The following is a 20,761-nucleotide window of genomic DNA, read 5'->3' on the forward strand; positions in this document are numbered from 1 at the left end:
GAGAATGCGGCGGTCACGTGCGGCGGTCAGTCGGTACCATCGGGGGGTCGCTGCCAGCAGGCGGCGGCCCCCCGATCCTTAGAGGAGACCTGACGTGACCTCCGTGCCCGTGTCGCAGCTGACCATCACCGTCGACGGGGAGCAGCGCGAGGTCACGACGGGCACGACGGGCCTCGACCTGTTCGGGGACCGCCGGGACGTCGTCGTGCAGCGCGTCAACGGCGCGCTCAAGGACCTGTCCGCACAGGTCGTCGAGGGCGACGTCGTCGAAGGCGTGACCGTGTCCGAGCCCGACGGGCTGTCGGTGCTGCGGCACTCGGCGGCGCACGTGCTCGCGCAGGCCGTCCAGCAGGTCAACCCCGACGCGAAGCTCGGCATCGGCCCGCCGATCACCGACGGCTTCTACTACGACTTCGACGTCGACACCCCGTTCACCCCCGAGGACCTCAAGGCCCTCGAGAAGGGGATGCAGCGGATCATCAAGGAGGGCCAGACCTTCCGCCGCCGGGTGGTGACCGACGACGAGGCCCGCGACGAGCTCGCGACCGAGCCGTTCAAGCTCGAGCTGATCGGCCTCAAGGGCAAGGGCGAGGCGACCGCTGCTGCGGCCGAGGGCGCGGCCGTCGAGGTCGGCGAGGGCGAGCTCACGATCTACGACAACGTCCGGCGCGACGGGACCGTCGCCTGGAAGGACCTGTGCCGCGGCCCGCACGTGCCGAGCACCCGGTACATCGTCCCGAACGCGTTCAAGCTCATGCGGTCCGCCGCGGCGTACTGGCGGGGGAGTGAGAAGAACCCGCAGCTGCAGCGCGTGTACGGCACGGCGTGGCCGAGCAAGGACGAGCTCGTCGCCTACACCGAGCGCCTGGCCGAGGCCGAGCGCCGCGACCACCGCCGCCTCGGCAACGAGCTGGACCTGTTCTCGTTCCCGGACGAGATCGGCTCCGGCCTGCCGGTGTTCCACCCCAAGGGCGCCATGATCCGCATGCAGATGGAGGACTACTCCCGCAAGCGGCACGTGGAGGCGGGCTACTCGTTCGTGAGCACCCCCCACATCACCAAGGCCAACCTGTTCGAGACCTCCAAGCACCTCGAGTGGTACAAGGACGGCATGTACCCGCCGATGCACCTCGACGAGGAGCTCGACGACGAGGGCAACGTCAAGCGGGCCGGGCAGGACTACTACCTCAAGCCCATGAACTGCCCGATGCACAACCTGATCTTCCGGTCGCGCGGCCGCTCCTACCGGGAGCTCCCGCTGCGGCTGTTCGAGTTCGGGACCGTCTACCGGTACGAGAAGTCCGGTGTGGTGCACGGCCTGACCCGCGCCCGGGGCTTCACCCAGGACGACGCGCACATCTACACGACCCAGGAGCAGATGCGCGACGAGCTCGCGTCCTTGCTGACGTTCGTGCTCGACCTGCTGCGCGACTACGGGCTCGACGACTTCTACCTCGAGCTGTCGACGCGCGACCCCGAGAAGTCCGTCGGCGACGACGCGACCTGGGAGATCGCCACCGAGACCCTGCGCGAGGTCGCGACGGCGTCGGGCCTCGACCTCGTGGCCGACCCGGGCGGCGCGGCGTTCTACGGGCCGAAGATCTCCGTCCAGGTGAAGGACGCGATCGGGCGCACCTGGCAGCTGTCGACGATCCAGCTCGACTTCTTCGAGCCCGAGCTGTTCGAGCTCGAGTACACGGCCTCCGACGGCACCCGCAAGCGCCCCGTCATGATCCACCGCGCGCTGTTCGGCTCGATCGAGCGGTTCTTCGGGATCCTCGTCGAGCACTACGCGGGCGCGTTCCCCGCGTGGCTGGCCCCGGTGCAGGTCGTGGCCGTGCCCGTCGCCGAGCCGTTCAACGACTACCTCGCGGGCGTCGTCGAGCAGCTGAAGGCGCAGGGAATCCGGGCCGAGCTCGACGACTCCTCGGACCGCTTCGCCAAGAAGATCCGCACCGCGAGCACCCAGAAGGTGCCGTTCGTGCTGATCGCCGGCGGCGAGGACGCGGAGGCCGGCGCGGTGTCGTTCCGGTACCGGGACGGTCACCAGGAGAACGGCATCCCCGTCTCGGAAGCCGTCGAACGGATCGTGGCGGCCGTCCGCGACCACGCGCAGGTCTGAGGCGTGGGCACCCCCGACGACGCCCCGCGCGTCGACGACGTCGCCGAGCACCCGGGCGACCCCGACGGCTTCCAGCGCCTGTGGACGCCGCACCGCATGGTGTACATCGGCGGCCAGGACAAGCCCGCCGACGGCACGAGCGAGGAGTGCCCGTTCTGCCGCGCCCAGCAGGGCAGCGACGAGGACGGCCTGATCGTCGCGCGCGGCCGGACGGTCTTCGCGATCCTCAACCTGTACCCGTACAACGCGGGGCACCTCATGCTGCTGCCGTACCGGCACGTCTCCGACTACACGGAGCTCACGGCCGACGAGCAGGACGAGCTGAGCGCGTGGACGCGGACCGCGATCGAGACGCTGCGCACCGTCTACCGGCCGGGCGGCTTCAACCTCGGGACGAACCTCGGCGTCGCCGCGGGTGCGGGGATCGCCGCGCACCTGCACCAGCACGTCGTGCCGCGGTGGGTCGGCGACGCCAACTTCCTGCCGATCGTCGCGCAGACCAAGGCCGTGCCCGAGCTGCTCGCCGACACCCGTGCCCGGCTCGCGGCCGCGTGGCCCGCCGAGCCCCAGGAGAGGGACACCCTGTGATCAGCAAGCTTCGCGCCGGGTTCGGACGACTGTTCCGGCCCGTCGCCCAGTTCCTCCTGGACCACGGCGTCAGCCCGGACACGGTGACGTTCGTGGGTGCGTTCGGTGCCGTCGTCGCGGCCCTCTGGCTCTACCCGACCGGGCACCTCGTGGCCGCGGGCATCGTCATCGGGATCCTCACGCTCTCCGACGCGCTCGACGGCACGATGGCGCGCCTCGCGAACCGGGTCGGGCCCTGGGGGGCGTTCCTCGACTCGACGCTCGACCGCGTCGTCGACGGTGCGATCTTCGCGGGCATGACGATCTGGTTCGTCCGGCACGCCGACGCGTCTCTGTCGATGTGGGGCGTGGTCGCGGCGCTGGCCTGCCTCGCCATCGGGGGTGTCGTGCCCTACGCGCGCGCCAAGGCCGAGTCCCTCGGCTACGACGCCAACGTCGGGATCGCAGAGCGCGGCGAGCGGCTGGTGGTCTCGCTCACGGCCGCCGGCCTCGTCGGCCTCGGGCTGCCGCAGGTCGTGCTCGTCGTCGTCCTCTACCTGCTGGCCGCGGCCAGCGCGGTGACGGTCGTGCAGCGCATGGCCGCCGTGCGTCGCCAGACGCGCGCCGAGGCGGCGACCGCCGGAACCCCGGCCGACGGACCAGACGAAGGAGCGTGACGCGCCGCATGGGGATCGACGTCGGGAAGCTGTACGCCACCGCGTGGCGCCTCGCGCCGAAGGTGCCCGAGCCCGTGCTGCGCGGCGCGTTCACTGCGATCGCGGACACGTCGTGGGCGCTGCGCAAGGGCGGCGTGGACCAGCTCGAGCGGAACCTCGAGCGCGTCGCACCGGGGCTCGACCGACGCGACCTGCGGCGGCTCTCGCGCGCCGGGATGCGGTCGTACATGCGCTATTTCCGGGAGGCGTTCACGCTCAGCGGTGCGACGCCGGAGCAGATCCAGGCGCGCATGCGGGTGGCGAACCGTGAGGCCGTCCAGCCGTACTTCGACGAGGGACGGTCCGTCCTGCTCGCGCTCGGGCACCTCGGCAACTGGGACCTCGCCGGAGCCTGGGGCACGCGGAACCTCGCGCCCGTCCTGACCGTCGCGGAGCGGCTCGAGCCACCGAGCCTGTTCGAGGAGTTCGTCTCGTTCCGCGAGTCGTTGGGGATGAAGATCCTGGCCTTCGGGGACGACGGCGTGTTCCGCTCCCTGGTCCGCGGCACGCAGGAGGGCGGCAGGCTCGTGCCGCTCCTCGCCGACCGCGACCTCAGCTCGCAGGGCGTGGAGGTCGACATGTTCGGGGAGCGGGTGCGCGTCGCCGCAGGTCCGGCCGCGCTGTCGGTCATGACGGGCGCTCCGCTGCTCGGGACGTCGCTCACGTACGAGCGGCTGGAGGGGGAACGGCGTCGCGCCGCGGGGACGCCGTGGGGGATCGTGGCCACGTTCGGGCCGCCGATCGAGACGGACCCGGCCCTGACGCGGCGCGAGCGCATCGCCCAAGGCACCCAGCAGTGGGTCGACTTCGTCGCGTCGGAGATCCGGCGCAAGCCGGAGGACTGGCACATGCTGCAGAAGCTGTTCGTCGCCGACCTCGACGCCGACCGCTACGCGCGGACGGTCGCGAAGGAGAAGGCGACGGCGGCCGAGGGGGGAACCAGGTGAGGGTCGGGATCGTCTGTCCGTACTCGTTCGACGCGCCGGGCGGCGTGCAGTTCCACGTGCGCGACCTCGCCGAGGCGCTCATGGCGCGGGGTCACGAGGTCTCCGTCCTCGCGCCCGCCGACGACGACACCCCCGTCCCGGAGTACGTCACCCCGGCGGGCAAGGCCGTCCCGGTCCCGTACAACGGCGCGGTTGCCCGCATGACCTTCGGCCCCCGGACGGCTGCCCGGACGCGGCGGTGGCTCGTGAGCGGGGACTTCGACGTCCTGCACCTGCACGAGCCGGTCACGCCGTCGCTCGGCATGCTGGCGCTGTGGCTCGCGCAGGGCCCGATCGTCGCGACGTTCCACTCGTCGCTCGTCCGGTCCCGCGCGCTCCAGGCCGCGTACCCGCTCGTGCGGCAGAGCCTCGAGAAGGTGTCCGCACGCATCGCGGTCTCCGAGGACGCCCGCCGGACGCTCACCGAGCACCTCGGCGGGGACGCCGTCGTGATCCCGAACGGCGTGTACGTGGACGCGTTCGAGTCGGCACCGACCGACCCGCGCTGGACGGGGACGCCCGAGGCGCCGACGGTCGCGTTCCTGGGCCGGCTCGACGAGCCTCGCAAGGGCCTGCAGATCCTCGCGCGCGCGGTACCCACGATCCTCGAGCGCTTCCCCGGCGCCCGGATCCTCGTCGCCGGCCGCGGCGACCAGGGCAGGGCGGACGCGATCGAGACGCTCGGCCCGCAGGCGTCCGCGCTCGAGTTCCTCGGGGGCGTGTCCGACGACGAGAAGGCCGCGCTGCTGTCTTCCGCCGACGTGTACGTCGCGCCCCAGACCGGCGGTGAGAGCTTCGGGATCGTCCTCGTCGAGGCCATGAGCGCAGGCTCGTGCGTGGTCGCGAGCGACCTGGGCGCGTTCCGTCGCGTGCTCGACGACGGCCGCGCGGGCGTGCTCTTCCCCGTCGGCGACCCGGAGGCCCTCGGGCGGGCGGTGGTCCGCGTCCTCGAGGACACCGAGCGCCGGTCGGGCCTCGTCGCGCACGCCCACGAGTGGGTGCGCCAGTACGACTGGGCGACCGTCACCGGCCAGGTGCTCGCCGTCTACGACATGGTCCTCGCCGCCGAGGCGGCCGCGGGCCGGGTGCACGAGGACCCCGGGGCGCTGCACGACGGACGACCCGGGCTGTGGCCCCGGCTCGTCGGCGACTCCCGGCGTGAGGGAGGTGCCCGATGAGGTGGAGCGACATGCTGATCATCGGCGTGCTGGTCCTGTTCCTCGTGCTCTGGCTCGCGTGGGCCGGCGCCTCGCACATCGACCGGCTGCACCGCAAGGTCTACTCGTCGCGTCTCGCGCTCGACGCCCAGCTCGTCCGCCGGGCCGCCGCCGCGCGGGACCTCGCGTCGTCGGGGCTGCTCGACCCCGCGAGCTCGGTGCTCGTCGCGACCGCCGCCTACCGGGTGCTCGGGGCGGGGGAGCTGCCCGGCCTCGACCGCGAGCGCGCCGAGAGCGACCTGTCCGCGACGCTGCGCGCCGTCCTCGACGACCCCGACGACGTGCGTCGGTGGCGCCAGGAGCCCGACGGCGACGTCGTCCTCGGGGAGCTCGCGGGCGCCTGGTACCGGGCCCAGCTCGCGCGACGGTTCCACAACGAGGCCGTCGACCAGACGCAACGTCGCCGGCGCCGCTGGTACGTCCGCCTGCTGCGGCTCGCCGGGCACGCGGCGATGCCGCAGACGGCCGAGCTCGACGACGCCTCACCTGCGACGTTGCGTCCGCTCGAGACGCAGACGCCCGCGTCGGCCGAGGGCGTCCCCGGCGTAGAGTGAGCCCTGGCAGTCCAGCCGCATCCCGCCCCACACCGCGAGGTTCCACCGTGTCGTCTGTGCCGTCCTCTTCTTCCCCGTCCTCCGCCCCGCAGACCGACCAGCAGGGCACGCCCGCGGCCGCCGTCGGGACGGCCCGCGTCAAGCGCGGCATGGCGGAGATGCTCAAGGGCGGCGTCATCATGGACGTCGTCACCCCCGAGCAGGCCAAGATCGCCGAGGACGCCGGCGCCGTCGCCGTCATGGCGCTCGAGCGCGTCCCCGCGGACATCCGCGCGCAGGGCGGCGTGTCCCGCATGAGCGACCCCGACATGATCGACGGCATCATCGCGGCCGTCTCCATCCCCGTCATGGCGAAGGCTCGCATCGGCCACTTCGTCGAGGCGCAGGTCCTCCAGAGCCTGGGCGTCGACTACGTCGACGAGTCCGAGGTGCTCACCCCTGCGGACTACGCGAACCACATCGACAAGTGGCAGTTCACCGTGCCCTTCGTGTGCGGCGCGACCAACCTCGGCGAGGCCCTGCGTCGCATCACCGAGGGCGCTGCCATGATCCGTTCCAAGGGCGAGGCCGGCACCGGCGACGTCTCGAACGCCACGACCCACATGCGCACCATCCGCGCGGAGATCAAGCGCCTCACGTCGCTCCCGGAGGACGAGCTGTTCGTCGCCGCGAAGGAGCTGCAGGCGCCGTACGAGCTCGTCAAGGAGATCGCCGCGACCGGCAAGCTCCCCGTCGTCATGTTCACCGCGGGGGGCATCGCCACGCCCGCGGACGCCGCCATGATGATGCAGCTCGGCGCCGAGGGCGTGTTCGTGGGCTCCGGCATCTTCAAGTCCGGCAACCCCGCCCAGCGGGCGGCCGCGATCGTCAAGGCCACCACGTTCTACGACGACCCCGACGTCATCGCGAACGTGTCCCGCGGCCTCGGCGAGGCCATGGTCGGCATCAACGTCGACGACATCCCCGTCCCGCACCGCCTCGCCGAGCGCGGCTGGTGATCTCCGGGGCCGAGGAGGCCGGCGCGCCGCGCGCGTCCTCGCTGGGTGCGGACTGGACCGTCGGACCCGACGGCGTCCGCTCCCGTCGCGCCGCGCGGGTCATCCTGCTCGACGACGCCGGGCGGGCCCTCCTCGTCCGCGGGCACGACGCCGACCAGCCCGAACGCTCGTGGTGGTTCACCGTGGGCGGCGGGATCGACGGTGACGAGACGCCCGCCGAGGCCGCGCTGCGCGAGGTCCGCGAGGAGACCGGCATCGTGCTCGAGCCCGCCCAGCTCGTGGGCCCCGTGCTCACCCGCGTCGGGATCTTCGACTTCTTCAAGGAGACCTGCCGGCAGGACGAGGTGTTCTACGCGGCCGTCGTCCCGCACGTCGGGCCCGACACCGCCGGCTGGACGGACGTCGAGCGCGAGCTCCTCGACGAGCTCGCCTGGCTCACCCCCGACGAGCTCCGGGCCCAACCCCTCGAGTACTTCCCGACCGCCCTGCCCGACGTCGTCGAGCAGCTCGCGACCGGCTGGGACGGGACCGTCCGCCACCTCGGCACCGAGCACGACGACTGAGCTCGGCGTCGCGAGCAGAAGGAGCACCACCCGCAGTGAGCAGCACCCCCACCATCGGCGTCCTCGCCCTCCAGGGCGACGTCCGCGAGCACCGCGCAGCCCTCGAGGCGTCGGGCGCGCGCACCGTCGCCGTGCGCCGGGCCGCGGAGCTCGCGGCCGTCGACGGGCTCGTCCTGCCCGGTGGCGAGTCGACGACCATCGACAAGCTCCTGCGCATCTTCGAGCTGTACGAGCCGTTGCAGGCGCGCATCGCCGACGGGCTGCCCGTCTACGGCTCGTGCGCCGGGATGATCCTCCTCGCCGACCGCGTGCTCGGGGGGACCAGCGACCAGCAGACCCTCGGCGGGCTCCACGCCACCGTCCGCCGTAACGCCTTCGGGCGGCAGGTCGACTCGTTCGAGGCCGACCTCCCGTTCGCGCACCTCGACGGTGCCCCCGTGCACGCCGTCTTCATCCGGGCGCCCTGGATCGAGGACGTCGGCGACGACGTCGACGTCCTCGCCCGCATCCCCGACGACTACCCGGAACCCGTCGCCGGTAAGATCGTCGCAGTTCGCCAAGGTTCGCTGCTCGCGACCTCGTTCCATCCCGAGATCTCGGGGGACCGGCGCGTGCACGAGCACTTCGTCCAGATCGTCAAGGAGTCGTAGTCGATGTCAGGTCACTCCAAGTGGGCCACGACCAAGCACAAGAAGGCCGTGATCGACGCGAAGCGCGGCAAGCTCTTCGCCAAGCTCATCAAGAACATCGAGGTCGCCGCGCGCACCGGCGGCGGTGACCCCGCAGGCAACCCGACGCTCTTCGACGCCATCCAGAAGGCCAAGAAGACCTCGGTCCCCAACGACAACATCGACCGCGCCGTCAAGCGCGGCTCCGGTGAGGGCGCCGACGCCGTCGACTACCAGACCATCATGTACGAGGGCTACGGCGTCGGCGGCATCGCCGTCCTCGTCGAGTGCCTCACCGACAACAAGAACCGCGCCGCCTCCGAGGTGCGCCTCGCGTTCTCCCGCAACGGCGGCAACCTCGCCGACCCGGGCTCGGTGTCGTACCTGTTCTCCCGCAAGGGCCTCGTCGTCGTGCCGAAGGCCGGCGGCGTCACCGAGGACGACGTCATGCTCGCCGCGCTCGACGCCGGCGCCGAGGACGTCACCGACGCCGGCGAGGTCATCGAGGTCCTCTGCGAGGCCACTGACCTCGTCGCCGTGCGCACCGCCATCCAGGAGGCCGGCATCGAGTACGACTCCGCCGACTCGATCTGGCACCCCTCCATGGAGGTGGAGGTCGACGTCGAAGGTGCGCGGAAGATCATGCGGCTCATCGACGCACTCGAGGACAGCGACGACGTGCAGAACGTCTACGCGAACTTCGACGCGAGCGACGAGGTCATGGCGGAGCTCGACGAGGAGTAGTCGTCCGGCGGCGCGGGCGGACAGACCCGACGTGTGCTCGGTCTACCATCCGCGTCGCTCGTTCCTCGCGCCGCTCCCGCCAGGCCCGCCACGACCTTCGCACACGTCGGGTCCGTCCGCCCGCGCCACCTCAGTGCACCGTGTCGCCGTTGCCTTCGTGACGTGGGCGTCCCCTCGCGCCCTGCTGCACCGCGTCACGTCCAGTGCCGGCCTTCGCCAGCGTGGCGAGTCCCCGGGGTGCGCGGCCCTTCGCCTGCGCGGCCAGTCCTGCGGTGCGCGGCGGTGTGGGTCCCTCCGTTCGTCGGTGGGCGGTGAGAGGGTGGGCGCGTGCGCGTACTCGGAGTGGACCCTGGACTGACCCGGTGCGGGATCGGCGTGGTCGACTCCGCCGGCAGCCGGAAGGCCGTGCTGGTCGACGTCGGGGTCATCACGACCGCGCCGACAGTGACGGTTGACCTGAGGCTCGCCGAGGTCGCCGACTCGCTCGACCGGTGGATGGACGCACACGTACCGGACGTGGTCGCCATCGAGCGCGTGTTCGCGCAGCACAACGTCGGGACCGTGATGGGGACCGCGCAGGTCGCCGGTCTGGCCATGGTGGCCGCCGCCCGGCGGAAGGTCCCCGTCGCCCTGCACACCCCCAGCGAGGTGAAGGCCGCCGTCACCGGGAACGGCCGGGCCGGCAAGGAGCAGGTCCAGCGCATGGTGGCGCGGCTGCTCGGGCTGGCGGACCTGCCGAAGCCCGCCGACGCCGCCGACGCGCTCGCTCTCGCCATCTGCCACCTGTGGCGGCCCGCGGGCGCGCTGCAGGGCGGCGACCGGCACGAGCTCACCCCCGCCCAGCGCGCCTGGGCCGCCGCCGAGCAGGCGGCGCGTCGGGCACCGTCGGGGGTGCAGGGACGCTAGGGTGGTGGCCGTTCGTACACCTGTTCGTAGAGGGGCCAGCCAGCGGTGATCGCACACCTGACCGGGACCGTCGCAGGGATCCGCCTCGACTCCGCCGTCCTCGACGTGAACGGCGTCGGCTACCTCGTGCACGCGACCCCCGGGACCCTCGGCACGCTGCGCCACGGCGCCACCGTCACGCTCTTCACCTCGCTCGTCGTCCGTGAGGACGCCATGACCGTCTTCGGGTTCGCCGACGACGACGAGCGCGCCGTCTTCGAGACCGTGCAGTCGGTCTCCGGCGTGGGCCCGCGGCTCGCCCTCGCGATGCTCGCCGTGCACAGCCCGGAGGCGCTGCGGGCCGCCGTCGCGGGGGAGGACCTCAAGGCCCTCGAGCGCGTCCCCGGCATCGGCCGCAAGTCCGCGCAGCGCATCGTCCTCGAGCTCAGCGGCAAGCTCGGCGCCCCCGTCGGGACCGGCGCCGCGGCGGCGGCAGGAGCCACGGCAGGCAGCGCGGACGCGCGGCGCGACGAGGTCGTCGCCGCGCTCGTCGGCCTCGGCTGGACCCAGAAGGTCGCCGAAGACGCAGTCGACACGGTCAGCGAGGGCGGAGCCACCTCCGACCCCGACGCCGGGGCCGCCGGCACCCCGTCCGAGCAGGTCGCGTCGACGCTCCGTGCCGCGCTGAGGCTCCTCGGGGGCAGGCGTGGCTGAGCTCGCTCGCGACGACGAGCGCGACCTCGGCACCGAGCGCCTCGTCACCGCCTCGGCCGACGACGTCGAGCGCGCCGCGGAGGCCGCCCTCCGCCCACGGCGGCTCGACGAGTTCGTCGGGCAGCACGTCGTGCGCGAGCAGCTCTCGCTCGTGCTCGAGGCCGCGACCTCGCGCGGGGCACCACCCGACCACGTACTCCTGTCGGGACCCCCCGGGCTCGGCAAGACGACCCTCGCGATGATCGTGGCCGCGGAGCTCGGCTCGTCGCTGCGTGTCACGAGCGGCCCCGCGATCCAGCATGCCGGCGACCTCGCCGCGGTCCTCAGCTCCCTCGAGGAGGGGGAGGTGCTCTTCCTCGACGAGATCCACCGGCTCGCACGGCCCGCCGAGGAGCTCCTGTACGTCGCGATGGAGGACTTCCGGGTCGACGTCGTCGTCGGCAAGGGCGCCGGCGCGAGCGCGATCCCGCTCGCGCTGCCGCCGTTCACGGTCGTCGGTGCGACGACGCGCGCCGGGCTCCTGCCGGCGCCGCTGCGCGACCGCTTCGGCTTCACCGGGCACCTCGACTACTACGACGCGACCGAGCTCGAGAAGGTGCTGCACCGCTCGGCCCGTCTGCTCGACGTCCCCCTCACCGCCGACGCGGCGGCGGAGATCGCCCGCCGCTCCCGTGGCACGCCCCGCATCGCGAACCGGCTGCTCAGGCGCGTGCGCGACTGGGCGCAGGTGCGCGGGGACGGCCAGCTCGACCTGCCCGCGGCGCGTGCTGCGCTCGAGGTCTACGAGGTCGATCCTGTCGGCCTCGACCGCCTCGACCGGGCTGTCCTCGACGCCCTGTGCCGCCGGTTCGGGGGAGGTCCGGTGGGGCTCGGCACGCTCGCCATGACCGTGGGCGAGGAGGCGGAGACCGTCGAGACCGTCGCGGAGCCGTACCTCGTGCGCGAGGGCTACGTGGCGCGCACGCCGCGCGGGCGGGTCGCGACCCCGGCGGCCTGGCGTCATCTGGGCCTCGAGCCACCGGCGGACCAGCCTGCCCTTTTCAGGGCCTAGACTGATCCGGACCTGTCGGCGCAGACGCGTGCCGGCGCCGACCGTGCTGCGGTACGCCCCTCGAGGCGACGACCGCGCCGGACGGCGTGAGCGCGCGGGGGTGCCGGGCCAAACCCTGGTGCGGTGAGAGCCGCACGCCCGCGAGGAGCAGCGACACATGCAGCACATCCAGGCAGCGGTCAGCGCCGCTGAGCCCGCCAAGTCCGGCGGCAGCAACTACACGTTCCTGATCATCCTCCTGGTGCTGCTCGTCGGCCTGTTCTTCCTCTCGCGCCGCACGCAGAAGCGCCAGAAGGACGCCCAGTCGTTCCGCTCGAACCTCACCCCGGGCCAGGACGTCATGACCGCGTCGGGCATGCTCGGCACGATCGTCGAGGTCGACGGCGACGAGATCACCATCGAGTCGACCCCCGGCGTCCGGTCGCGCTGGGTGCGCGCCGCGATCGCCAAGGTCGTCGAGCCGACCGCCACGACCGAGGCGCCTGCGGTGACCGCCGCGTCGGACACGCAGGGCGACGACGTCCTCGAGGTCCCGGACGACCTGTCGGGCCTCACCGACGACGGCAAGCTCAAGGACGACACCCGCCCGGACGACTCCGGCAAGGGCGACGGGGCCAAGTAGCCCGCCCCGGAGCACCACCGGACCGCGCGGCTGCGCCGTCCCGCTCGACTCCCCGCCATCGACGTCGCCCCGGCGGCGCGCACGAGAAGAGACACACCGTTGGCCACCACCAACCACGCGAAGTCCCACCCGGGCCGCATCCTGCTGATCCTGCTGATCCTCACCGCCGCGCTGTTCGGCACGATCGGCGTCGGCGCGGCCGTCTCGGACGCGTCGTGGACGCCCAAGCTGGCGCTCGACCTCGAGGGCGGCACGCAGCTCACCCTCGAGGCCTCCACGACCGACGGCTCGAAGGTCACGCCCGAGGCGCTCGACCAGGCGATCGACGTGATCCGCCAGCGCGTCGACTCGTCGGGCGTGTCCGAGGCGCAGATCAGCAAGCAGGGCAGCAAGCAGATCGTCGTCGCGATGCCGGGCAACCCGTCGCAGGACACGATCGACCTCGTGAGCAAGTCCGCGCAGATGCGGATCCGCCCGGTCCTCGTGATCGGCAGCCCGCTCACCGCCGCCCAGCAGACCGCCGCGGCCACGACGCCCACCGAGACGAGCACCCCGGCGCCCACGTCGACGTCCGCGCCGAAGTCGACGCCGACCGCGACGAACAAGAACTCGGCCTACGAGGGTGGCCCGACGGCGCACGTCGGGAACGCCACGTACGTGAAGAACAGCGCGAAGGTCGTGGGCGCGGCCACGACGCCGACCCCCAGCCCGACGGCGACGTCGGACTCCGGCTCCGGCTCGGACTCGCTCAGCGGCGGTGACGGTCTCAGCTCGCTCTCGCAGATCACGGACGCCGACCAGAAGAAGTACGACGAGCTCGACTGCACGGACCAGAAGAACCTCAAGGGCGGCGGCGGGGACGACCCCGACAAGCCGCTCGTGACCTGCTCGCAGGACGGCTCGGCCAAGTACATCCTCGGCCCGGTCGAGATCGAGGGCACCGAGATCAAGAGCGCGACCTCGGGTCTCGAGACCACGTCGCAGGGCGTCACGACCAACAACTGGGTCGTCAACATCAAGTTCACGTCCGACGGCGCGAAGAAGCAGACGGCGATGACCAAGCGTCTCGCCCAGCTCGACCAGGCCGGTCAGGCGCCGCGCAACCAGTTCGGCATGGTCCTCGACGGTCTCGTGATCGAGGCGCCGAGCGTCGACGCCCAGTACGCGAGCACCGGCATCACCGGCGACTCGTCTCAGATCTCCGGCAACTTCACGCGCCAGAGCGCGGCGACCCTCGCGAACCAGCTGAACTTCGGCGCGCTGCCGCTGACGTTCGAGGTGCAGAGCCAGGAGCAGATCTCCGCGACGCTCGGCTCCGAGCAGCTCCAGAAGGGCCTGCTCGCCGGCCTCATCGGCATGGTGCTCGTCGTCATCTACTCGATGTTCCAGTACCGCATGCTCGGGCTGCTGACCATCGCGTCCCTCGTCGTCGCCGGCGTCCTGACCTACGGCGTGATCACGCTGCTGTCGTGGCGGATGGGCTACCGGCTCTCGCTGCCCGGCGTCGCTGGTCTGATCGTCGCGATCGGCTTCACAGCCGACTCGTTCATCGTCTACTTCGAACGCATCAGAGACGAGCTGCGTGACGGCAGACCCCTGGTAGGCGCAGTCGAGCGTGGCTGGGAGCGCGCGCGTCGCACCGTCCTGGCGGCGAAGACCGTCAACCTGATCTCCGCCGTGGTGCTGTACTACCTGGCGGTCGGTGGGGTCCAGGGCTTCGCGTTCACCCTCGGGCTCACGGTGATCATCGACGTCATCGTGGTGTTCTGGTTCACGCACCCGATGATGGAGCTGCTCACCCGCGTGCCGTACTTCCGCGACGGCCACAAGGGCTCGGGCCTGTCGCCCGAGACGTACCAGGTGCAGCGCGGTGCGCGGTACAAGGGCGCCGGCAAGTTCGAGACCGCCGCCGCTGCGGCGGCGGCCACGGCGCCGCCACCCGAGTCCGGTGCGGACGTGGAGGAGGAGCCCGACGAGGGCGCCCTCGTGCCGGCCGGCCCCGAGCGCAGCACGCGGTCCGCGAGCAGCGCGGCCCCCGCGGCCACGCCCGACGGCCGTCGCATGACGATCGCCGAGCGACGCGCCGCCGAGCGCGCGGCCGCGGCCGGCACGGACGCCCCCACGCAGGACTCGACCACCGAGGAGAACCGCTGATGGCCGCGGGGAGCATGGCCCAGTGGGGCAACGACCTGTACACGGGTCGACGCTCGTACAAGATCGTCCAGCGCCGCGCCCTGTGGTTCTGGATCACCGGCGCCCTCGTGGCGCTGTCCCTCCTGGTGCTCGGCACCAAGGGCTTCAACCTCGGCATCGACTTCGAGGGCGGGTCCGAGTTCACCGTCACGAACGCCGCCGACCCGTCGCAGGACAAGGCAGTGACCGCGGTCCAGTCCGTCGCGCCGTCCGAGCAGCCCGAGGTCGTCAACGTCGGCAGCAACGCGCTGCAGATCCGCACCTCGACGCTGTCCAAGGACCAGACGGACGAGATCAAGACGAAGCTCGCCACGACGTTCGACGTCGACCCCGCCAAGGACGTCGGCGCCGAGTTCATCGGCCCGACCTGGGGCTCGGACGTCTCCAAGAAGGCGATCCAGGGCGTCATCGCGTTCGTCCTGCTCGTGGCAGCGTTCATGGCGATCTACTTCCGCAACTGGCGGATGTCGCTCGCCGCGATCATCGCGCTCATGGCGGACCTCGTGATCTCGGCCGGCGTCTACGCCGTCGTCGGGTGGGAGGTCACGCCGTCCACGGTGATCGGCTTCCTGACGATCCTCGGCTACTCGCTCTACGACAAGGTCGTGGTCTTCGACAAGGTCCGCGAGAACACCGCGGGCATCGTCGACCAGACCCGCGCGACGTACGCGGAGCGGGCGAACCTCGCCGTCAACCAGACGCTCGTCCGGTCGATCAACACCGGTGTCGTGGCGCTGCTGCCGGTCGGCGGCATCCTCTTCGTCGGTGGCTTCCTGCTCGGCGCCGGGACGCTGCGCGACATCGCCCTGTCGCTGTTCGTCGGCATCGCCGTCGGCACGGTCTCGTCGATCTTCCTGGCGACGCCGCTCGAGGTCACGCTGCGCGAGCGTGAGCCCGCGATCAAGGCGAACACCGCCAAGATCCTGGCCGCGCGGGCCCAGGCTGCCGCGCAGGGCGACGATCCCGACCTCGTCGCGACCGTCGGTTCGGCGCAGCTCCAGCCGGGCGCGCACCAGGGCATCAAGGCGCAGCCGCGGCGGAAGCGTTGACGACGCCCGGCCCCGGGGAGCTGGACGGGCTCGGCGCGCTCGTGCGCGCCGTGCCCGACTACCCGACCCCCGGCGTGACGTTCCGTGACATCACGCCGCTCCTGGCGGACGGCCCCGCGTTCAACGGGGCCGTCGCCTCGCTGGCCGACCTGGTCGCCCACCACGGCCCGGTCGACACCGTGACGGGGATGGAGGCGCGTGGCTTCGTGCTCGGCGCGGCCCTCGCTGTCCGGCTGGGGGTCGGTTTCGTCCCGCTGCGCAAGGCCGGCAAGCTTCCGCCACCCGTCGAGTCGGTGACCTACGACCTCGAGTACGGGACCGCGACCCTCGAGGTCCGGACGGGAACAGTCACCCCGGGTTCGCGTGTTCTCATCGTCGACGACGTGCTCGCGACGGGCGGGACGGCCGCCGCGGCGGTCCGTCTCGTAGAGGCCTGCGGGGGCGACGTCGTCGGCGCCGCGTTCCTGCTCGAGCTCGACGGGCTGGGTGGTCGTGACGCGCTGTCAGGCCTGGTGGTGGACTCGCTGCTGACCGCCGGGTCGTAGGATTGGTGGACCCTGCCGCCCCGCACGACGCGGGGTCGGGGGGACGGACCGGGAGGTTCCGGAGCGGACGGGAGGCGCGCATGAGCAGCACGAGCCCCGAGACGCGCGGCGCGCAGACGACGGAGGAGTCGGCGGGAGCCCGCGTCCGGTCGCGCCTGGTCCGGTTCGGCTCGCGCGGAGGCGGTAGCGTCCCAGCGCTCGAGCCCCTGCTGCAGTCCGTGCGCACCAACCACCCGCGCGCCGACGTGGGCGTGATCGAGCGGGCGTACGTCACGGCGGAGAAGGCCCACCGCGGTCAGTTCCGCAAGAGCGGCGACCCGTACATCACGCACCCCGTCGCGGTCGCGACCATCCTCGCGGAGCTCGGCATGACGCCGTCGACGCTCGCGGCTGCGCTCCTCCACGACACGGTCGAGGACACGGACTACTCGCTCGACCAGCTCCGGGCGGACTACGGCGACGAGATCGCGATGCTCGTCGACGGGGTCACGAAGCTCGACAAGGTGACGTACGGCGACGCCGCGCAGGCCGAGACCGTCCGCAAGATGATCGTCGCGATGGCGCGCGACATCCGGGTCCTCGTCATCAAGCTGGCCGACCGCCTGCACAACGCGCGCACGTGGAAGTTCGTGCCGTCGTCGTCGGCGGAGCGCAAGGCGCGCGAGACCCTCGAGATCTACGCCCCGCTGGCGCACCGCCTGGGCATGAACACGATCAAGTGGGAGCTCGAGGACCTCTCGTTCTCGACGCTGTACCCGAAGGTCTACGAGGAGATCGTGCACCTCGTGGCCGAGCGAGCCCCGGCGCGCGAGGAGTATCTCGGCGTGGTCCGCGAGCAGATCGGGTCCGACCTGCGCAGCGCCAAGATCAAGGCCACGGTCACCGGCCGGCCGAAGCACTACTACTCGATCTACCAGAAGATGATCGTGCGCGGGCACGACTTCGCGGACATCTACGACCTCGTCGGCACGCGCGTCCTCGTGGAGACGGTGCGCGACTGCTACGCGGCGCTCGGTGCGTTGCACGCGCGGTGGAACCCGGTCCCCGGCCGGTTCAAGGACTACATCGCGATGCCGAAGTTCAACATGTACCAGTCGCTCCACACGACGGTCATCGGCCCGGGCGGCAAGCCCGTCGAGATCCAGATCCGGACCCACGAGATGCACCGTCGCGCCGAGTACGGCGTCGCGGCGCACTGGAAGTACAAGGAGATGGGCAAGGGCTCGGGCGGCGGCGCCTCCGAGAACACGGAGATGCAGTGGCTCCGGCAGCTCGTCGACTGGCAGAAGGAGACGGCGGACCCCACGGAGTTCCTGGACTCGCTCCGGTTCGAGATCGCCGGGTCCGAGGTCTACGTCTTCACGCCCAAGGGCGAGGTCCAGGCGCTCCCGTCCGGTTCGACGCCGGTCGACTTCGCCTACTCCGTGCACACCGAGGTCGGGCACCGGACCATGGGCGCACGCGTCAACGGGCGCCTCGTCCCGCTCGACTCCCAGCTCGACAACGGCGACGTCGTCGAGGTCCTCACCTCGAAGGCCGAGGGCGCGGGCCCGAGCCGCGACTGGCTCGCGTTCGTGAAGAGCCCGCGTGCCCGCAACAAGATCCGCCAGTGGTTCTCCAAGGAGCGCCGCGAGGAGGCCGTCGAGCACGGCAAGGACGCGATCGCGAAGGCGATGCGCAAGCAGAACCTTCCGATCCAGAGGCTCCTGTCGCACGAGTCGCTCGTCGTGCTGGCCTCCGAGATGCGGTACCCCGACGTGTCGGCGCTCTACGCCGCCGTCGGCGAGGGGCAGGTCTCGGCCGCGACCGTCGTGCAGCGGCTCGTGCACGCGCTCGGCGGCGAGGACGGCACCACCGAGGACGTCGCGGAGGTCGCTCTGCCCGGGCACACGGCCCGGCGCGTGCGAACCGGTGACCCGGGCGTGATCGTCAAGGGCGTCGAGGACGTGTGGGTCAAGCTCGCGAAGTGCTGCACGCCCGTCCCCGGTGACGACATCGTCGGCTTCATCACCCGCGGCCAGGGCGTGAGCGTCCACCGCACCGACTGCGCGAACGTCGGCAGCCTCCGCTCGCAGCCCGAGCGGATGGTCGACGTGTCGTGGACGACCGGTTCGAACACCCTGTTCCTCGTGCAGATCCAGGTCGAGGCGCTCGACCGGTCGCGTCTCCTGTCCGACGTCACGCGCGTGCTCTCGGACAACCACGTGAACATCCTGTCGGCGACGGTCTCGACGTCGAACGACCGGGTCGCGTTGTCGCGGTTCGTCTTCGAGATGGCGGAGCCCGCCCACCTCGCGACCGTGCTCTCCGCGGTCCGTAAGGTCGACGGCGTCTTCGACGTCTACCGCATCACCGGGGCCCGGGCAGAGCAGACGCCGCAGCTGCCCGTCTGACGTCGGCCCGCGGCGGGTACACGCGCTCGAACGCGTCGAGCGTGGCCCGGATCCGGTTGCGCTCGTGCCAGCGCGGACGCCGCTCGAGCGCGAGCCGCGCCGACCGCACGTCGAACCCGGCGCGCGTCAGACGCGCCAGCCATGCCAGGGCGATCGACGGGTCCTCGCGGGCGACGTCCAGCCCGGTCCGCCGGACCGAGGTGACCCGCACGCCGCCGACGTCGACGACCTCGTCGGCGAGCAGCGACGCCTGCACGGTGCGCACGGCGGGATCGGGCCACGGCCGGTGGGCGTGCGCCTGGTGGACGGCGGTCACGCGGCGCGGGGGCGGGCCGCCGCAGTGCACCCAGGCGGCCGACGTCCCGCCGACGACGACGTGACCACGGAGCACCGTCGCGAGCGCGCGCGCCCGCAGCTCCGGGGAGGCGGGCACGGTCGCGCGGTGGGCGACGAGGTTCCAGAGGGGGACGAGCGCGCCGTCACGGCACAACGCTCGCCAGGGAACCAGGCCGCCGACGTCGGCGGGGGAGAGGAGCTCGGGCAGCACGGGACAAGCCTCGCCGAGCGTGCGTGGTTCGCGCACGCTCGGCGCTCAGGCTGTGGACGACGTGCCGTCGTCCCGTCGGCCTACGAAGACGGCCTGGTCGGGCTGGTGCGTCAGCCGCGCGCGTCCTCGGCGGCGCGGGAGACCTGCTCGAGCCATGCGCGGCGGGCGTCGAGGGCGGCCTCGAGCTCGGACGCCTTGCGGTTGTCACCCGCGGCCTGGGCATCGGCGAGCTCGGACTCGAGGCCCGCGATCGCCGTCTCGAGCTGGCTCAGCGCACCCTCCGCGCGCGCCCGGGTCTCCGGGTTGGAGCGGCGCCACTCGGCGTCCTCCGCGCCGCGGACGGCGTTCTCCACGGCGCGGAGCCGGCCCTCGACGCGCTGGACGTCGGCGCGCGGCACCTTGCCCGCCGCCTCCCAGCGGTCCTGGATGTCCCGGAGCGCGGCCTTGGCCCGTGCCAGGTCGGTGACGGGGACGAGAGTCTCGGCCTCGGCGAGGATCTGCTCCTTGACCTCGAGGTTTGCCGCGTACTCCGCGTCGACGACCGCGTTCGCCTCGTCGCGCGCGTGGAAGAACTGGTCCTGGGCGGCACGGAAGCGGGCCCAGAGGGCGTCGTCGTCCTTGCGGTTGGCGCGGCCGGCGGCCTTCCACCGGGTCATGAGGTCCCGGTACTGGGCTGCGGTGGCGCCCCAGTCGGTGCTGGCCGAGAGCTGCTCCGCCTCGACGACGATGGCCTCCTTCGCGGCGCGGGCCCCGGCGTTGCGCTGCTCGAGCTCCGCGAAGAAGTGCCGCCGCGCCCGGTCGAACGCCGTGCGGGCGTGGCTGAACCGCTTCCAGAGGGAGTCCTCGGTCGGGCGGTCGAGGCGCGGGCCGTCGTGCTGCGCCTTCTTCCACTCGTCGAGCAGGGAACGGAGCTCCTCGCCGGCCGACTTCCACTGGACGCGGGACGGGTCCGTCGCGGCGAGCGCCTCGGCGCGCTCGACGATCTGGGTGCGGGCCTGCAGAGCCTGTTCCTTGGCGGCCGCGCGCTCGGCCTCGATGCGGTTGCGCTGCTCCTGCGCGGCGGTGCGCGCGGACTCGAGCCGCGTGCGGAGCGTGTCGAGGTCGCCGACGGCGGCAGGCTCGGCGAGGTCCTCGGTCAGGTGCGTCAGCGTCGTGTCGATCTCCCGGACGGACAGGTCCGTCTGGGTGAGCCGGGCCTCGAACAGCGCCACCTTGGCCTGGAGGTCGAGGTAGCGGCGGACGTAGAGGGACAGCGCCTGCTCGTCCGGGACACCGGGGAACTGGCCGACGACGCGCTCGCCGGACGCCTCGCGGACGTAGACGTTGCCCTCCTCGTCGACGCGACCGAAGGTCGACGCCTCGGCGACGGCCTTGGCGTCGTCGGGGACGGGGATGGGCGCGACGTCGTGCGTCGTCGGGGCCGGTGCGGGGGCCGGCGCGGCGGCGCCCGCCGGGGGCGCGGGCCGTGGTGCCGGGCGGGGCACGGGGCGCGGCGTGGGACGCGGTGCGGGCGGGGTGCTCGGGGGCGTCTCGCTCACGACTCAACTCCTTCGATGGTGACGTGGCGTCCGGCGGGGAGCCGGCCCGCGTCAACGACCGTCCGGACGGTGCCGGACCAGGGACCCGA

Annotated in this window: 20 protein-coding genes; 18 read left to right on the top strand and 2 right to left on the bottom strand. The window is 72.3% G+C overall.

The annotated features are described in order from the left end of the window. Positions 1-109: 109 nt before the first annotated feature. From thrS to ACFT5B_RS15440, 18 genes are all read left to right on the top strand, one after another. The gene (gene thrS, locus ACFT5B_RS15355; RefSeq protein WP_386799802.1) at positions 110-2,122 is read left to right on the top strand and encodes a threonine--tRNA ligase; all 2,013 of its coding nucleotides are present in this window, start codon (positions 110-112) and stop codon (positions 2,120-2,122) included. Between the two features lie 3 nt (positions 2,123-2,125). Beyond that, positions 2,126-2,710, top strand: a complete 585-nt coding sequence (locus tag ACFT5B_RS15360) for an HIT family protein (protein WP_386799751.1) — start codon at positions 2,126-2,128, stop codon at positions 2,708-2,710. Then, positions 2,707-3,366 carry a phosphatidylinositol phosphate synthase gene (pgsA, locus tag ACFT5B_RS15365; protein ID WP_386799753.1) on the top strand — a complete coding sequence of 220 codons (660 nt, stop codon included), beginning with the start codon at positions 2,707-2,709 and terminating at the stop codon, positions 3,364-3,366. Before ACFT5B_RS15360 ends, pgsA begins: the two co-directional genes overlap by 4 nt. Beyond that, entirely contained in the window at positions 3,363-4,352 is a 990-nt protein-coding gene (locus tag ACFT5B_RS15370) for a phosphatidylinositol mannoside acyltransferase (RefSeq protein WP_386799755.1), read from the top strand. Before pgsA ends, ACFT5B_RS15370 begins: the two co-directional genes overlap by 4 nt. Next, positions 4,349-5,569, top strand: coding sequence for a glycosyltransferase family 4 protein (locus tag ACFT5B_RS15375; RefSeq protein WP_386799757.1), 1,221 nt, complete (start codon positions 4,349-4,351; stop codon positions 5,567-5,569). The genes ACFT5B_RS15370 and ACFT5B_RS15375 overlap by 4 nt, the downstream gene beginning before the upstream one ends. A gap of 11 nt (positions 5,570-5,580) precedes the next feature. Continuing rightward, the gene (locus tag ACFT5B_RS15380) at positions 5,581-6,162 is read left to right on the top strand and encodes a hypothetical protein (protein WP_386799759.1); all 582 of its coding nucleotides are present in this window, start codon (positions 5,581-5,583) and stop codon (positions 6,160-6,162) included. A gap of 56 nt (positions 6,163-6,218) precedes the next feature. Next, entirely contained in the window at positions 6,219-7,160 is a 942-nt protein-coding gene (pdxS, locus tag ACFT5B_RS15385; RefSeq protein ID WP_386799804.1) for a pyridoxal 5'-phosphate synthase lyase subunit PdxS, read from the top strand. Further along, the gene (locus ACFT5B_RS15390; protein WP_386799761.1) at positions 7,157-7,723 is read left to right on the top strand and encodes an NUDIX hydrolase; all 567 of its coding nucleotides are present in this window, start codon (positions 7,157-7,159) and stop codon (positions 7,721-7,723) included. Before pdxS ends, ACFT5B_RS15390 begins: the two co-directional genes overlap by 4 nt. 35 nt (positions 7,724-7,758) lie before the next feature. Then, entirely contained in the window at positions 7,759-8,373 is a 615-nt protein-coding gene (pdxT, locus tag ACFT5B_RS15395) for a pyridoxal 5'-phosphate synthase glutaminase subunit PdxT (RefSeq protein WP_386799763.1), read from the top strand. Between the two features lie 3 nt (positions 8,374-8,376). After that, complete coding sequence (locus ACFT5B_RS15400; RefSeq protein WP_386799765.1) at positions 8,377-9,135, top strand: YebC/PmpR family DNA-binding transcriptional regulator; 759 nt, start codon at positions 8,377-8,379, stop codon at positions 9,133-9,135. A 327-nt stretch (positions 9,136-9,462) separates the two neighbouring features. Further along, positions 9,463-10,041 carry a crossover junction endodeoxyribonuclease RuvC gene (gene ruvC, locus ACFT5B_RS15405; RefSeq protein ID WP_386799767.1) on the top strand — a complete coding sequence of 193 codons (579 nt, stop codon included), beginning with the start codon at positions 9,463-9,465 and terminating at the stop codon, positions 10,039-10,041. A gap of 45 nt (positions 10,042-10,086) precedes the next feature. Continuing rightward, positions 10,087-10,734 carry a Holliday junction branch migration protein RuvA gene (ruvA, locus tag ACFT5B_RS15410; RefSeq protein WP_386799769.1) on the top strand — a complete coding sequence of 216 codons (648 nt, stop codon included), beginning with the start codon at positions 10,087-10,089 and terminating at the stop codon, positions 10,732-10,734. Next, complete coding sequence (gene ruvB, locus ACFT5B_RS15415) at positions 10,727-11,785, top strand: Holliday junction branch migration DNA helicase RuvB (protein ID WP_386799771.1); 1,059 nt, start codon at positions 10,727-10,729, stop codon at positions 11,783-11,785. The genes ruvA and ruvB overlap by 8 nt, the downstream gene beginning before the upstream one ends. A 157-nt stretch (positions 11,786-11,942) precedes the next feature. Beyond that, positions 11,943-12,407 (top strand): preprotein translocase subunit YajC, encoded by a 465-nt coding sequence (gene yajC, locus ACFT5B_RS15420; RefSeq protein WP_386799773.1) that lies wholly within the window; start codon positions 11,943-11,945, stop codon positions 12,405-12,407. A gap of 99 nt (positions 12,408-12,506) precedes the next feature. Next, positions 12,507-14,561, top strand: coding sequence for a protein translocase subunit SecD (gene secD, locus ACFT5B_RS15425; protein WP_386799775.1), 2,055 nt, complete (start codon positions 12,507-12,509; stop codon positions 14,559-14,561). Next, complete coding sequence (secF, locus tag ACFT5B_RS15430) at positions 14,561-15,649, top strand: protein translocase subunit SecF (protein ID WP_386799778.1); 1,089 nt, start codon at positions 14,561-14,563, stop codon at positions 15,647-15,649. Before secD ends, secF begins: the two co-directional genes overlap by 1 nt. Next, on the top strand, positions 15,646-16,194 hold the full coding sequence (locus tag ACFT5B_RS15435) for an adenine phosphoribosyltransferase (RefSeq protein WP_386799780.1): 549 nt from the start codon (positions 15,646-15,648) through the stop codon (positions 16,192-16,194). Before secF ends, ACFT5B_RS15435 begins: the two co-directional genes overlap by 4 nt. A gap of 80 nt (positions 16,195-16,274) precedes the next feature. Next, a complete protein-coding gene (locus tag ACFT5B_RS15440) occupies positions 16,275-18,587 on the top strand; it encodes a RelA/SpoT family protein (protein WP_386799782.1) in 2,313 nt (770 codons plus the stop codon). Here the strand turns inward: ACFT5B_RS15440 and ACFT5B_RS15445 are convergent. After that, positions 18,544-19,134 (bottom strand): hypothetical protein, encoded by a 591-nt coding sequence (locus ACFT5B_RS15445; RefSeq protein ID WP_386799784.1) that lies wholly within the window; start codon positions 19,132-19,134, stop codon positions 18,544-18,546. The genes ACFT5B_RS15440 and ACFT5B_RS15445 overlap by 44 nt on opposite strands. Before the next feature lie 110 nt (positions 19,135-19,244). Continuing rightward, entirely contained in the window at positions 19,245-20,672 is a 1,428-nt protein-coding gene (locus ACFT5B_RS15450; protein ID WP_386799785.1) for a DUF349 domain-containing protein, read from the bottom strand. Between the last annotated feature and the right edge of the window lie 89 nt (positions 20,673-20,761).

Source organism: Luteimicrobium sp. NPDC057192 (assembly GCF_042670205.1).
Lineage (GTDB): Bacteria > Actinomycetota > Actinomycetes > Actinomycetales > Cellulomonadaceae > Luteimicrobium.

Excerpts from the sequence above, each read along its gene's own strand:
- ACFT5B_RS15380 (WP_386799759.1), top strand. The coding sequence starts at position 5,581 with ATGCTGATCATCGGCGTGCTGGTCCTGTTCCTCGTGCTCTGGCTCGCG.
- ACFT5B_RS15400 (WP_386799765.1), top strand. The coding sequence starts at position 8,377 with ATGTCAGGTCACTCCAAGTGGGCCACGACCAAGCACAAGAAGGCCGTG.
- yajC (WP_386799773.1), top strand. The coding sequence starts at position 11,943 with ATGCAGCACATCCAGGCAGCGGTCAGCGCCGCTGAGCCCGCCAAGTCC.
- secF (WP_386799778.1), top strand. The coding sequence starts at position 14,561 with ATGGCCGCGGGGAGCATGGCCCAGTGGGGCAACGACCTGTACACGGGT.
- ACFT5B_RS15440 (WP_386799782.1), top strand. The coding sequence starts at position 16,275 with ATGAGCAGCACGAGCCCCGAGACGCGCGGCGCGCAGACGACGGAGGAG.